The 13,861-nt window shown below is 68.7% G+C and carries 12 protein-coding genes; 6 read left to right on the top strand and 6 right to left on the bottom strand.

Annotated features, from left to right (window positions below; translation table 11 throughout):
* Nucleotides 1-85: 85 nt before the first annotated feature.
* Nucleotides 86-1,249, bottom strand: coding sequence for an AI-2E family transporter (locus ACXJKM_RS19255; RefSeq protein ID WP_457354410.1), 1,164 nt, complete (start codon nucleotides 1,247-1,249; stop codon nucleotides 86-88).
* Nucleotides 1,250-1,311: 62 nt separating this feature from the next.
* Nucleotides 1,312-1,629 carry a BON domain-containing protein gene (locus tag ACXJKM_RS19250; protein WP_056198716.1) on the bottom strand — a complete coding sequence of 106 codons (318 nt, stop codon included), beginning with the start codon at nucleotides 1,627-1,629 and terminating at the stop codon, nucleotides 1,312-1,314.
* A 369-nt stretch (nucleotides 1,630-1,998) separates the two neighbouring features.
* Here ACXJKM_RS19250 and rpoN point away from each other — a divergent pair, with 369 nt between their 5' ends.
* A complete protein-coding gene (gene rpoN, locus ACXJKM_RS19245; protein WP_457354562.1) occupies nucleotides 1,999-3,498 on the top strand; it encodes an RNA polymerase factor sigma-54 in 1,500 nt (499 codons plus the stop codon).
* A gap of 160 nt (nucleotides 3,499-3,658) precedes the next feature.
* Here the strand turns inward: rpoN and ACXJKM_RS19240 are convergent, their stop codons facing one another.
* On the bottom strand, nucleotides 3,659-4,984 hold the full coding sequence (locus tag ACXJKM_RS19240; protein ID WP_457354408.1) for a PQQ-dependent sugar dehydrogenase: 1,326 nt from the start codon (nucleotides 4,982-4,984) through the stop codon (nucleotides 3,659-3,661).
* A gap of 89 nt (nucleotides 4,985-5,073) precedes the next feature.
* Complete coding sequence (locus tag ACXJKM_RS19235) at nucleotides 5,074-5,508, bottom strand: CBS domain-containing protein (protein WP_457354406.1); 435 nt, start codon at nucleotides 5,506-5,508, stop codon at nucleotides 5,074-5,076.
* Nucleotides 5,509-5,948: 440 nt separating this feature from the next.
* Between ACXJKM_RS19235 and ACXJKM_RS19230 the strand changes: the two genes are divergently transcribed.
* The 3 genes from ACXJKM_RS19230 to ACXJKM_RS19220 all read left to right on the top strand — a co-directional run bounded on the left by ACXJKM_RS19230 (nucleotide 5,949) and on the right by ACXJKM_RS19220 (nucleotide 7,449).
* The gene (locus ACXJKM_RS19230; protein ID WP_056198702.1) at nucleotides 5,949-6,140 is read left to right on the top strand and encodes a CsbD family protein; all 192 of its coding nucleotides are present in this window, start codon (nucleotides 5,949-5,951) and stop codon (nucleotides 6,138-6,140) included.
* 72 nt (nucleotides 6,141-6,212) lie between these two features.
* Nucleotides 6,213-6,869 carry an OmpA family protein gene (locus ACXJKM_RS19225; protein WP_457354404.1) on the top strand — a complete coding sequence of 219 codons (657 nt, stop codon included), beginning with the start codon at nucleotides 6,213-6,215 and terminating at the stop codon, nucleotides 6,867-6,869.
* 118 nt (nucleotides 6,870-6,987) lie between these two features.
* A complete protein-coding gene (locus ACXJKM_RS19220) occupies nucleotides 6,988-7,449 on the top strand; it encodes a hypothetical protein (protein WP_457354402.1) in 462 nt (153 codons plus the stop codon).
* A 20-nt stretch (nucleotides 7,450-7,469) separates the two neighbouring features.
* Here ACXJKM_RS19220 and ACXJKM_RS19215 read toward each other — a convergent pair whose 3' ends face one another.
* Nucleotides 7,470-8,183, bottom strand: coding sequence for a D-glycero-alpha-D-manno-heptose-1,7-bisphosphate 7-phosphatase (locus tag ACXJKM_RS19215; protein ID WP_457354400.1), 714 nt, complete (start codon nucleotides 8,181-8,183; stop codon nucleotides 7,470-7,472).
* 268 nt (nucleotides 8,184-8,451) lie between these two features.
* Here ACXJKM_RS19215 and ku point away from each other — a divergent pair, with 268 nt between their 5' ends.
* Both ku and ligD read left to right on the top strand, forming a co-directional pair.
* Nucleotides 8,452-9,375, top strand: coding sequence for a non-homologous end joining protein Ku (ku, locus tag ACXJKM_RS19210; RefSeq protein WP_457354399.1), 924 nt, complete (start codon nucleotides 8,452-8,454; stop codon nucleotides 9,373-9,375).
* Nucleotides 9,376-9,385: 10 nt separating this feature from the next.
* Nucleotides 9,386-11,902: a DNA ligase D gene (gene ligD / locus ACXJKM_RS19205; protein WP_457354397.1), complete on the top strand. Its 2,517-nt coding sequence runs from the start codon at nucleotides 9,386-9,388 to the stop codon at nucleotides 11,900-11,902.
* Here ligD and ACXJKM_RS19200 read toward each other — a convergent pair.
* The gene (locus ACXJKM_RS19200; RefSeq protein WP_457354395.1) at nucleotides 11,889-13,784 is read right to left on the bottom strand and encodes an AAA family ATPase; all 1,896 of its coding nucleotides are present in this window, start codon (nucleotides 13,782-13,784) and stop codon (nucleotides 11,889-11,891) included. The genes ligD and ACXJKM_RS19200 overlap by 14 nt on opposite strands.
* Nucleotides 13,785-13,861: the final 77 nt, after the last annotated feature.

Genomic DNA, 13,861 nt, shown 5'->3' with positions numbered 1-13,861 from the left:
CGCTGTGGCCCGCGCCGGCCACGAAGAAGTATCAGGCCGCCTTGGCAATTGGCGTGCCCGACTGCGTGCGGCTGAGCCGCCGCCCCTAGGTGTAGTGCTTGCGTGAGCGGGATTTCGATGGCGGCCCGCGCAGCAGCGAGCCCAGCGACGGCGACGGTGCGTGCCGGTCGCCCTCCAGGAAACGCCGCAGCAGCGCCAGGCCCCGCCGGCGCTGGCAAAGGCTGCGCAGCCCGATCAGCAGCGGCACGGCGATGAGGGCGCCGACGATGCCCCACAGCCAACCCCAGAACAGCACCGACAGGAAGACCGACACAGTACTCAGCGACAGCCGGCGCCCGACGATGACCGGGCTGACGATGTTGCTTTCCACCGCATGGATGGCCATGAAGGACAGCGTGGGGCCGAAGATTTCCGGCCCCGTCTCGAAGGTTGCGATGCCGGCGAGCAGCAGCAGCACCATCAGCGCCATCGGGCCGAGGTAGGGAATGAAGCACAGCAGCGCGGCGATGCAGCCCCACAGCGTCGGGTTGGGCAGGCCCAGCAGCCACAGCACCAGGGCCAGGATGACGCCCACGACCGCGTTGATGATGCCAACGGCGGCGAGGTAGTGGCTGATGTCGCGCTGGGCTGCGCGCACGCCACCCAGCAGCAGCGCGCGGGTGCGCCGGCGCGGCAAGGCCTCGATGCTGCGGGACAGCAACCATTGCTCGGAAGCGAGCAGGAAATAGGTCAGGATGACCGTGGCCGCGGCTGCCAGCAGGAAGGACAGGCCCCGTGTCAGCACCAGGCCGGTCAGGGCCACGCCTTCGGTGGCCAACCTTTCCTTCAAAGGGTCCGATGCCGGTGTCGCCGCCACCCGTCCGAGCCGCGTGGCGGGCTGCGGCGGGTTCAAGCCCGGAATGGCGGCCCGCAGCTTCTCCAACTGCTCCAGCAGCTGGGCGACGGTGGTGGGCGCGGCCTGCCACCAACTGGCGGCCGGGCGCGCCAGGCTGCTGGCCACGGACACGGTGGACAGCAGCAGCGCCAGCACCAGCAGCAGGGCGCCAATGGAGGGCGGCACGCCGCGGCCGTGGAGCCAGCGCACGGCAGGCGCCAGCGCGAAGGTCAGCATGACGGCGATCAGCACCGGCGCCAGCAGCGGCCGGGCCTCGCGCACGGCGAAAACCAGGGCGACAAAAAAAATGCCGCGCAAAGCCCAGGCGCTGCGCGGCGGTTGGGACGGCTCGAGTCGCGGATCAGGCGCCGTCATGGGGTCCCCGACCTAGTGTGGAGTCACCCTGGCGGCCGCCGTGGCTGGGGTCTGCATGGCGCTCACTTCTCCGGAGGGCGCACGATGATGTTGTTGCGCACTTCCTTCACGTCGGGCGTGCTGCGGGCGAGCTGGCCGGCGCGATCTTTCTCGGCCTGCGAAGTGGCGAAGCCGGCGAGCTGCACGGTGCCCTTGAGTGCCTCGACCTGGATGCGCATGGCGCTGACCTGGCTGTCTTCGGCGAAGCGCGCCTTCACGCGGGTCGCGACGGTGGCATCGTCGACATACTGGCCCACGGTGCTCTGGCCGCTGGTGACCGCGCAGCCGCTGGTGCCGAGGGTGGCCAGCGCGACCATCGAGACGATGAGGATCTTCTTCATGCGTTCTCCTATTGCGAGGGATCTCGCGCCGGCCAAGGGCAAGGGCTGTGCCTGCGCTGGGTTGAAAGGCGAAAAGGGCTGCAGCGGCCGGCGTCGAACATGCCGTATCAGGCGGCACGCTTTGCCGAAATTGCCCGTTCGGGGAGGCCGCCCCGGTAAATCTTGCAGCGGCGCGGCGCCGTGGGCGGGGCGTTCCATGGGCTTCACGCTTGCCATGCGCCGCTATTCCCTGGGGGCGGCGCCAAACTGTTTCGGGATGCGACAAGCAACGCTCGCCGGCACGGAGGTTGCATTGACTGAAGTTCCCGCGCGCCGTCCACGCACGGCGCGGCAAAAGCGACGTTGCCAACAGGAGCACCCGTGCCCTCCATGGACCTCCGTGCCGACCACCGGCAGACCCAGACCCTGTCCCCCCGACTCCAGCATGCAGTGCGTCTGCTGCAGATGTCCTCGCTCGACTTTGCTGCGATGCTCAGAGACACCCTGGGCCGCAACCCTTTCCTCGAGGCCGAGGAGGGCGAGGCCGGTGACGGGGAGGGCAGCACGGCGCTGCCGCTGGCTACCGGCACCGAGGCCGGCCCGATGGAGCAACCGTCGGCCCTTTCCAGCCTGATGGAGGAGGGTGTTTCGGCCGATGCCGGCACCGAGCTGCCGGCTGCGGCCAACGATCCCGACACCAGCGGCGGGCCCGAGGATGGCAGTGACCGGGACCTGTGGGCGACCGACAGTGCCGGGCAGCGCCGCGCCGAGGACGGCGAACTCAGTGCGCTCGACATGATGGCCGTCGAAACCTCGCTGGCGACGCATCTGCACGGACAACTGAACGTGCTGCCGCTGTCCGATCGTGACCTTGCACTGGCGCGCACCATCGTCGAGTCGTTGGACGACGACGGCTATCTGCGCACGCCGCTGGAGGAGCTGATCGACGTCACCGGCCTGGAGCCGGCACCCGAGTTGCAGGAGATGCAGTTCGCGCTGAGGCTTGTGCAGTCGCTGGACCCGGCGGGCGTGGCGGCGCGCGACGTCGGCGAGTGCCTGCTGCTGCAGCTGCCCGGCATCGACTGCGCCGACACGCGGGCCCTGGCCCAAGACATCGTCACCAACCACCTGCCGGCGCTCGCGGCGCGCGACGTGGCTTCGCTGGCGCGCCAGTTGGGCGAGTCGCCGGCGTGCGTCGAGGCGGTCTGCGACCGCATCCGCCGCCTGGACCCGCGGCCGGGCTGGCGCTTCGGCTCCACGCAGGTGCCGTATGTCGTGCCCGACGTGATCGTGAAGAAGGTGCGCGGCCATTGGACCGTGCAGCTCAACCCGGCCATCGTGCCCCGCGTCAGGCTGAACCAGGTCTATGCCCAGCTCTTCCAGCGCCACCGCACGGCGGCCAACGCCGAGCTCGGTGCCCACCTGCAGGAGGCGCGCTGGACGCTGCGCAATGTCGAGCAGCGCTTCTCGACCATCCTGGACGTGGCCGAGGCCATCGTCAGGCGCCAGCACAACTTCCTGGACTACGGTGCCATGGCGATGAAGCCGCTGGGCCTGCGCGAGATCGCTGAGGAAGTGGGCATCCACGAAAGCACCGTCTCGCGTGTGACCAACAATAAATACATGGCCACGCCGGTGGGCGTGCTGGAGCTGAAGTACTTCTTCAGCCGCGCCATGATCAGTGCCAATGGCAGCGCCTGCTCCGGCACGGCGATCCGCGGCCTCATCAAGGACATCATCGAGGCCGAGAGCCCGGATGCGCCGCTGTCGGATGCCGAGATCACGCGTCAACTGGCCCAGCAGGGCCTGGTGGTGGCGCGGCGCACCGTCACCAAGTACCGCCAGATGCTGAAGATCGAGGCGGTGGACCGCCGTCGACGCGTGGCTTGACACGCCCCTCGTCCGGTCTCGCCCTGCTGAACTCGGGCGTGCCCAGCCGGTCCCCCAAGGGGACGGCGATGCGTGCCGGGTTGACCGGCGCGCACATCGCCTAAGCGGGCCGGCTTGGGAGCGGCCCGGCGCTCGGCCCGAATGCACCCGCTGAGATGACTTAGCGCGGCGCCACGCGCCAGATGGCATTGCCCACGTCATCGGCTACCAGCAGCGCGCCGCGAGCATCGACGGCCACGCCGACCGGGCGGCCGCGGGCCTCGCCCTCTGCGCTCAGAAATCCCGTCAGCACGTCCACGGGCAGGCCCTGCGGATGCCCGTTTGCAAAGGGGACGTAGACGACCTTGTAACCGGCGAAGGGCTTGCGGTTCCAGGAGCCGTGCAGGCCGACGAAGACGCCTTCGGACGGGCCACCGGGAAGCAGCTTGGGCACGGGGCTGGTTCCTGCAGCAGCCAGGCCCAGCGCGGCGACGTGAGCGCCCAACGCATAGTCGGGCACGAGGGCTTTGGCGACGAGATCGGGTCGTGGCGGCTGGGCGCGGCTGTCCACGTGGGCGCCGTACCAGCTGTAGGGCCAGCCGTAAAAACCGCCATCGCGCACCGAGGTCAGGTAGTCGGGCACCAGGTCACTGCCGAGCTCGTCGCGTTCATTGGCCACGGTCCACAGCACCGGTGCGCCGCCGGGCGCGGCCATCCAGGCCATGCCGTTGGGATTGCGCAGGCCGGTGGCGAAGAGGCGTTTGGCGCCGCTGCTGCGGTCGATCTCCCAGATGGCGGCGCGACCTTCCTCGGCCTCGATGCCATGCTCGGCCACATTGCTGTTGGAGCCGACCGTCGCGTAGAGCTTGCTGCCGTCGGGGCTGGCGATGAGGCTCTTGGTCCAGTGGTGGTTGCGCGTGCCGGCGGGCAGGTCGGTCAGCTTGCGGCCGGGGCCGCTCAGGCTCGTCTGACCAGGCATGTAGCTGTATTCCCAGACCGCATCGGTGTTGGCCACGTAGAAGCGATCACCAACCAGGGCCATGCCGAAGGGCGAGTTCAGGTCTTGCAGGAAGACGGTCCTGACCTCGGCGCGGCCGTCGCCGTCGGCGTCGCGCAGCAGCGTGACGCGGTTGGCGCTGGGCGTGGCTGAACCGGCCTTGGCCATCAGCTTCTTCATCACCCAGCCCTTGAACCCCTTGCCTTCGTCCGGCCGTGGCGGCGCGTTCGTCTCGGCCACGAGCACGTCGCCGTTGGGCAGCACATGCAGCCAGCGTGGGTGCTCCAGCCCGCTGGCGAAGGCTTGGGCCTGCAGGCCTGGCGCGGCGATCGGTGCCTCGCCGGCTGCCCAAGGGCGGGTCGAGGCGACGTGGGCGGTTGGCACCAGGGTCTGCACCGGTTCGACCAGGGTGGGCCGGGGGCCGACGTCAGCACCCTGTGGCAGGCGGGCGCTCTCGCCGCAAGCAGTGAGGGCCGCGGCGGCCAACAGCAATAGGCAGCGTGTGTTCATACGCAGGTCTGGCAAGCCAGATGCCCGACAGATGCCCGGCGGATTTGCGGCGCAGATGGCCGCGGCCGTGCCGCTGGCTTGAGCGGCCCTCAGTGCGGTGCCGTGGCGTCGCCGGGCGCGGAGATCTCGCGCAGGGCGCGGTCGATGTGACCAGACTCGCGCACCGCCAGGTCGCCCAGCGACACGATGCCGACGAGGCGCCCGTTCTTGTCGACTACCGGCAGACGGCGCAGCTGGCGGGCGCCCATCAGGCGCTTGGCGTCCTCGGCATCCTGATCGGCGGTGCAGGTCTGAACCTCGGGGCTCATGATGTCGGACACGCAAGCCTGGTCGGGATTGAGGCCGTCGGCGATGCCGCGCACCGTGATGTCGCGATCGGTCAGCATGCCGAGCAGGTGTTCACCGTCGCAGACGGGCAGGGCGCCGACGTCCAGTTCCTGCATGCACTGCGCCGCACGGCGCAGGCTTTCCTGCGGCTGGATGGTGCGCACCTGGGTGGACATGATTTCGGCGATGGTCGACATGAGGGTCTCCTGGGTGAGGCGGACAGCGGGCAAGACCGCGGGCCCGGCGCAGGCGGGCCCGCGTCGCCGCAGTCAGTCGGTCAATGGAAGAAGAGATAGACCAGCAGCAGCACGATGCCCGGGACGCCGAGCAGCCACGCGAGAAGATATTTGCCCATGATGATCTCCGGTGAGGTGGGGTAGGCAAAGCTTCGCTGCAACGGCAGCGGTGGGACAGCGGACGAGGCGCGACAGGCGCGTAGGAAGAGCGGCAGCCGACCTGGTCGATGTTGTCAGCGGGCGCGCCATGGGGCGGCCCGCTGGCTTTGCTGAGCCGCGACGTAGGACTGGACCCACCCGCCGACCCGGCCCAGGCCGGCCCGGGTGCACTGCCTGGCTCGTTAGTCTGACGCCAGTCCCCTAGGCAAGTCGTCACGGGGGTCGTCACAAAGGAGCACACCATGAACACCGATCAAGTCAAGGGCAGCGTCAAGGACATCGCGGGCAAGGCGCAACGCAAGCTGGGCGAGGCCATTGGCAGCACCGAGCAGCAGGTCAAGGGCGCCGCGACCCAGGTCGAGGGCAAGGTCCAGAAGGCCGTGGGCGATGCCCGCGAGGTCGTCAAGGACGCCCGCGACCAGCGCAAGATCTGATTGCTCCGCACGCCATGCCCCCGCCGCCGGACCTCAGGGTCCGGCGGCGCTTTTTCTGTCGAGAGGTACACCATGCGTTCTTCCAAGATTCCGTTGCGCAGCGGCGCGACGGCCACCCTGATCGTGGCGGCCCTGCTGGCCGCTGGCTGCTCGTCGATGAGCGAGCGTGAACAAGGCACCGCCAAAGGTGCCGGGGCCGGTGCTGTGGCCGGCGCCATCATTGGTTCGGTGACCGGCGGCAGCGCCGGGCGTGGGGCCGTCATTGGCGGCGCTGTCGGCGCGGTTGCCGGCAACCTGTGGTCCAAGCGCATGGAGGACAAGCGCGCCGCCCTGGCCCAGGCGAGCCAGGGTACCGGCGTCGAGGTCGCGCGCACTGATGACAACCGCCTCAAGCTCAACGTGCCCAGTGACGTGTCCTTCGACACCGGCCGCGCCGACATCAAACCGCAGATGCGCCCGGTGCTCGACGAGATCGGGCGCAACCTGGACCCGGGTGTGCGTGTGACTGTCGTCGGCCATACCGACAGCACCGGCAGCGATGCCATCAACGAGCCGCTGTCGCGCGAACGCGCCGCGGCCGTGCGCGACTATCTGTCGGCCCGCGGCGTGTCGAGTTCGAGAGTCAACGTGGCGGGGCGCGGCTCGCACGAGCCGGTGGCCGGCAACGACACCGAGGCCGGCCGTGCCGCGAACCGCCGCGTGGAGATCTTCCTGGCTGAACAGGGCTAGAGCCAGGAGCCACCAGGCCGTAGTGGGCGCACCGCGGTTGATCAATGAGGGTTGGTGCTAGGCATCCGCGGGCGGCAAATCGACCACCCTTCGCGCTTTTCGACCGATTGGAAGATCCATGCGCAAGAGCGTTGCCGTCGTTGTTGCCGGCCTGGTGGCCGGTGCCCTGGACATCGTGGCGGCGTTCGCGAGCTATGCGGCGCAGGGCGCCACCGTCGAAGGCATCCTGAAATACATCGCCAGCGGGCTGCTGGGTGCCTCCGCCTTGCAGGGCGGCGTGGCGATGGCAGGGTTGGGGCTGCTGTTCCACTTCTGCCTGACCACGGCGATGGCTGCGGTCTTCATGGCTGCGGCGTTGCGGTTGGGCGCGCTGACGACGAGCCCCTGGCTGTGGGGCAGCGTCTACGGCCTGCTCACCTGGGTGGCGATGGTCTACGTCGTCGTCCCGCTGTCAGCGGTCAACGGCTGGCAGCTTCCGCACGGATGGAACATCGTCAGCGGCCTGCTGTCGCACATCTTCTATGTCGGCGTTCCCATCGCCCACATCACGCGCCATGCCTTGCGCCCGCAGGCGGCCTGAGCGTTCTGGTTCGCGCCGGCTCAGTCGGGCCGATGCCAGGCCACATCAGGCGTCGCCTGCGGCTGCATGACGCTGCCCGGGGCTGACGCGAAAGAGGGCAGGCGGGCGGTGGCGAGCTTCTCGACATAGTCGGCCAGCGCGGGCCAGTCGAAGAAGCGCGCGTCGGGCTCCCGCAGGGGTGAACGACGCCAGACAGTCTCGCCGCCACTGTCGAAGAGCAGGCCCTGGCAGCCTGCGCGGTGGCCGGCCTCGACGTCATCCAGCCTGTCGCCCACCATCCAGGAGCGCGCCAGGTCCAGGCCGTGGCGGTGGGCGGCGCGGATCAGCATGCCGGGTGCCGGTATGTGGCACAGGCAGGCCGGGCGGCCTTCATCGTCGGGTGCGTGGGGGCAGACTTCCACGCCCTCGATGCGCACGCCGAACTCCTGCTGCAGCCGTTGCAGCAGGACCTGCTGCAGGCGCGCGAAATCCGCCCTGGTGAAGCGGCCGTGCGCCAGGCCGCTCTGGTTGGTGACGATGACCAGGGCCAGCCCCGCGCGTTGCAGCCTGGCCAGGGCCTCGCCAGCGCCGGGCATGAAGCGCAGCTGCAGGGGGTCGGCGTTGTGGGGTGCGCCCTCGACGAGGGTGCCGTCCTTGTCGACGAAGAGGCAGGGCCGCAGTGGCGCGCGGGCCGGCGCCGGCCGCTGCAGGTCGCGCAGCGTCAGACCGCTCAAGGCATAGGGTGCATAGCTCATGGGCGCACCTTGGGCTCGGCAAGGGCGGAGGTCGGGAAACGGCAGTCGCTCATGTCGGGGGTCCGGGCTGAAGAAGGTGCGGCACCGCTCCCGGCAATTGGCGTGCCCGCCCCGGAACGACGCTGCCGCAGCGCTTCATGACGGCGGCAACATGAGCCTGCTTGCCCTGGCGACGCGACGCGTCCCGGCGTCCTACACAGCGATGCGGCGCTGTTCCCTGACCCGCCGCAGGCCGGTCGGCGTAGCTTGTCGGGGCACAGGAGATTCCATGGCCACATCCGCCCGCTCTATCGCTTCCCTGACCCTGAGTTTCGGCCTGGTCAACGTGCCCGTGCGCCTGTTCTCAGCTACCGAGGCGGGCGCTGACATCCGCTTCAACCTGTTGGCCAAGGACGGCGCGCGTCTCAAGCAGCAATACGTCAACGAGCGCACGAAGAAGGTTGTCGAGCGCAAGGATATGGTCAAGGGCTACGAGGTCGAGGACAACCAGTTCGTGCTCTTCACGCCGGAGGAGCTCAAGGCGCTGGAAGAGGGCAGCAGCCATGTCATCGAGATCGTCAGTTTCGTGCCGCTGGCTTCCATCGACCCGCTGTTCTACGACAAGAGCTATCTGCTCGCGCCGGACAAGCGCGGCGACAAGCCCTACGCCCTGCTTGCCGAAGCCTTGCGCCGCTCAGGCCGCTGCGCGCTGGCCAAGTGGTCCTGGAAGGCCAGGCAGTACGTGGTGCAGGTGCGCGCCAATGATGACGGGCTGATCCTGCAACAGCTGCGCTATGCCGCCGAGGTGCGCTCGCTGGCCGACCTCGACATCCCCAAGGCCAGCATCTCCAAGCCGGAGCTGCAGCTGGCCCTGCAGCTGGTGGAGCAGATCGCGGCGGACAGCTTCGAGCCGGCGCTGTTCCACGACGAGGAGAAGGACCGGGTGCTGGCTGCCATCGAAGAGAAGGTCAAAGGCCGCAAGATCGTCGCTTCCACGCGCGAGGAGCATGGGCCGACAGGCGGCGGCCAGGTCATCGACCTGATGGACGCACTGCGCGCCAGCCTCGGCAGCAAGCCCGCTGGCAAGTCCGCGGCGAAAGCCGGCGGCAAGACGTCTGCCAAGGTCACGCCCATGCCGGCGCGCAAGGCGGCCACGCGCGATGCCGCCGAACCCGAGGCCGCAGCCCCCAAACGGCTGCGGGCGCGCAAGTAGCGCCTGACCCATGAGCAAGCCCCGCCCCGCTACCGCCGAGGCGCCATTGGCGCGCTACAACGCCAAGCGCGACTTCAGCGGCACGGCGGAGCCCAAGGGGAGGCTGGGACGCCGCAAATCCAAGGCCTTGGGCTTCGTCATCCAGAAGCACTGGGCCTCGCACCTGCACTACGACTTCAGGCTCGAACTGGACGGCGTCATGGTCAGCTGGGCCGTGCCCAAGGGGCCGAGTTTCGACCCCGCCAAGAAGCAAATGGCCATCCATGTCGAGGACCACCCGGTCAGCTACAACAGCTTCGAGGGCGAGATTCCCAAGGGGCATTACGGCGCCGGTACCGTCATCATCTGGGACCGCGGCAGCTGGACGCCGGTCGGCGACCCGCGCGAGGGCCTGGCCAAGGGCAAGCTCATCTTCGAATTGCATGGCGAGAAGCTGGCCGGGCTGTGGGAGCTGGTGCGCATCTCCAAGCCGGGCGAGAAGAAGCAGGACCAGTGGATCCTGTTCAAGAAGCGCGGCGATGCCTGGGCGCGGCCGACGGCCGAATACGACGTCATCAGCGCCCTGCCGGACAGCGTCGTGGAAAAACCCCTGGGCCCCGTGGAGGAGCGTGAACCGCGGGTGCGCGCACAGCCGCAGACGGCCGGCCCCGATCTGTCCCGCGCAAGGAAGGCGCCGTTCCCGAAGACGCTCGAGCTGCAGCTGGCAACGCTGATTGCCGCTGCGCCCGCAGACGGCGACTGGGTGATAGAGAACAAGTTCGACGGCTATCGCATGGGCGTGCGCATCAGCAAGGGCAAGGTCGCGCTGATCACGCGCAATGGCAATGACTGGACCGCGAAGCTGGCGCCGCTTGTCGATGAACTCGAGAAGCTCGGCATCGATCAGGCCTGGCTGGACGGTGAGATCGTCGTGTTGAACGAGCATGGCGTGCCGGACTTCAACCGGCTGCAGAACGCCATCGACAACGCGCGCACGCAGGACATCGCCATGTTCCTGTTCGACCTGCCCTTCCTCGGCGACACCGACCTGCGCGAAGTGCCGCTGCGCAGCCGGCGCGCGGTGCTCAAAGAGCTGCTCGAAGGCCGCACCTCGGCCCATGTGCGCTTCAGCGATGAGGTGCCGGCGGCGCCGTCGCAGGTGCTCGCCGCGGCCTGCCAGCTGGGCCTGGAAGGCGTGATGCTGAAGAAGGCCGACTCGCCCTATGTCTCCCGGCGCAGTGACAGCTGGCTCAAGCTGAAATGCCAGCGCCGCCAGGAATTCGTCGTCATCGGCTTCACCGACCGCACGAACTCGCCCCAGGAAGTTGGAGCCCTGATGCTGGGCTATCACCAGGACGGCAAGTTGCGCTCGGCCGGCTCGGTCGGCACCGGCTGGGCCTCGGCGCAGGGGCGCGAGCTGCACCGGCAGTTGAGCAAGCTGCAGACGAAGACGCCGGCCATCGCCCCGGCGGCCGTCGAGCCGGGCCGCTGGTCGCGCCGCGCCCGGGGTAGCGAGCGCTGGGTGCGGCCGGAGATGGTGGTGGAAGTGGCCTTCGGCGAGTGGACGCCCGATGGCCATATCCGGCACGCGAGATTTGTTGGTGTGCGCGCCGACAAGGCGCCCAAGGCGATCCAGCGCGAGCAGGCCGCGGCGGTACGGCCTTCGCCCAGGACGAGCGTCAAGATCAGCCACCCCGACCGGGTGATCGACACCTCGACCGGGCTACGCAAGATCGACCTGGTGCACTACTACGAGAGCGTCGCAGACCGCATCCTGCCGCACCTGAAGAACCGCCCGGTCTCGCTGGTGCGCGCACCCCAGGGCATCAGCGGGCAGCTGTTCTTCCAGAAGCATTCGGACAAGGAGATCCCGGGCATCACGACCCTCGATCCGGCGCTGTGGCCGGAACACGAGGCGCTGATGAGCGTCGACAGCGTGGAAGGGCTCATCAACGCCGCGCAGCTCAATGTCGTCGAGTTCCACACCTGGAACTCCAAGGTCGGGCGCATCGACCAGCCGGATCGCGTCGTGTTCGACCTGGACCCGGGCGAGGGCGTCAGCTGGGCGCATCTGCAGGAGGCGGCCGCCCTCACGCACACCATGCTCGAGGAGTTGGGCCTGAAGGCCTGGCTCAAGACCAGCGGCGGCAAGGGCCTGCACGTGGTGGTGCCGCTGGCGCCCAAACTGGACTACGACACCGTCAAGGATTTCTCGCAAGCGGTCGTGGCCCACATGGCCGAGACCCTCCCGCAGCGCTTCGTCGCCAAGAGCGGCGGCAAGAATCGCGTTGGCAAGATCTTCATCGACTACCTGCGCAACGGCTTCGGCCAGACGACGGCGACGGCGTTCTCTGCGCGGGCCCGGCCGGGATTGGGCGTCTCCATGCCCGTCAGCTGGGAGCAGCTCGGCTCACTGAAGAGCGGCGCGCAGTGGACCATCACGACGGCGCGCGAGTACCTGTCCTTCGAGAAGGAGGACCCGTGGCGCGACTACGCGAAGTCGCGGCAGACCTTGTCCACCGCAAGAAAGCGGCTCAAGCTGCCGTAGGCTCGCCCATCAGCACGCGCTTCAACGGCGCCCCGCTGACGGTTTCCTGGCCGAGCAGCATCTCGGTCAATGCGTCCAGGCGGTCACGCTTGTCCTCCAGCACGCTGCGGCATTCGGCCTGGGCACTCTCGAGCAGGGCGCGGGCCTCGTCCAGCAGCGACTTCTGTACGTCGGGGCCGATGAGTTCCTTGGGCACGCCGGCCATGCTGAGCAAGCCGAACGTCTTGCCAAAGCCCATGGAGCCGATCATGTTGGTGGCGAGCTCGGACGCGCGCTTGAGGTCGTCGGCCGCGCCGGAGGAGGTGTTGCCGAAGGCGATCAGCTCGGCCTCGCGGCCTGCCAGCATCATCGCCAGGCGCGAGCGCAGCTCGCGTTCGCCGTACAGCGGCTCTTCGTGGGTGCGGGTCACATAGGTCACGCCCAGGGCAGGGCCGCGCGGCTCGATGCTGACGCGCTCGACGCTGCCGGCCTCCAGCACGTGGGCCACCAGCGCGTGGCCTGACTCATGGAAGGCGATGCGGCGCAGCGTCTCGGGCGTGATGACGTCCTTGCTGTTGCTCACCTCGCCGCCGAGCTGATGGGTCTCCAGCGACTGGTAGACGCGCTCCTGGCTGACCTGCGGCTCACCCGCTTCGGCCGCATAGGCCGCGGCGCGGTTCACGCAGTTGGCGATGTCGGCCGGCGACATGCCGGCCGCGGTGCGGGCGATGGACGGGAGATCCATGCCGATCGCCGCCTTGATCTGGCCCAGGTAGAGGCCGAACAGCTGCTGGCGTTCGGGCACCGTGGGCATGGCCGTGCGCACGATGAGGTCGAAGCGGCCGGGGCGGCGCATGGCCTCGTCGATGTTGTCGATGTGGTTGGTGGCGCCGACGATGACGACGTTCTCCAGCGAGGAGAAGCCGTCCATCTCCACCAGCAGGCGGTTGATGATGCGGTTCTGCTCCTGCTCGCCGCCACCCCCGCCGGCTTCCTTGCCGTTGCTGCGCCGGCCGATGCCGTCGATCTCGTCGATGAAGACGATGCAGGGCGCTGCGTCGCGGGCCTTCTTGAAGAGCTCCTTCACCTTGCCGATACCGGCGCCATAGAACATGGAGCTGAAGTAAGAGCCGTCGACGCTAATGAAGCTGGCGCCGCATTCGCCGGCCAGGGCCTTGGCCAGCAGCGTCTTGCCGGTGCCCGGCGGGCCGTCAAGCAGCACGCCGCGCGGCGCCTTGGCGCCCACGGCGGCGTATTGCTTGGGATCCTTCATGAAGGCCGCGACGCGTCGCAACGCCTTCTTGGCCTCTTCGGCGCCGATGACGTCGTCGAAGCGGGTCTTGGGCTTGTCGGCCAGGCGCGTACGCTGGCTCAAGGGGCCGCGCAGCTGCAGATAAACCAGCGGGCCGGCGATCAGCAGCATGACCAGCAGCGGCGCCAGCGCGCTCCCGGCCCGCTCCAGGGACTGGAATAGGCGCTGGCCGCCGGTACGCGCGTCGACGTCGATGTCGGTCAGCGCAAAGCCTTGGGCCACGCTGAGTTCGCCCAGGCGTGAGCCGATCTCGTTCTTGCAGCCCAGGCCGCAGTCGATGAGCCGCGTGCTGAATTGATGGCCGGCGCGGTCGGTGTAGAGCACCAGGCCGCCGCTGACACCGACGGCCGCAACGTCCTTGGCCTGCAGGGCGCGCTCGAACTCGGAAGCTTCACGCGGGTGGGCCAGCCATTGTTCGGGCGAGCGCTCGAAGCTGAGGGCGGTGGCGTTCTTGCGGGCCTGCACCTCGCTGGTCGTGCGCTCGTGCAAGGTCGATAGGCCGAACAAGGCCAGCAGCGCCGTGACGACGATGGCGGCAATGATGAGTTTCTGACGCAAGCCCGGCGTGGGGGTGTTGCTGGCGCTGTCCATGGTGTTCGGGCGACTTCGGGAACTGCAATCCATGCAGACTAACGGCCCGGTGCCCTCGCCGCGCGTGCGTTATCGAG

Source organism: Roseateles sp. P5_D6 (genome assembly GCF_054049415.1).
This window is presented reverse-complemented; position numbering and strand designations above follow the sequence as displayed.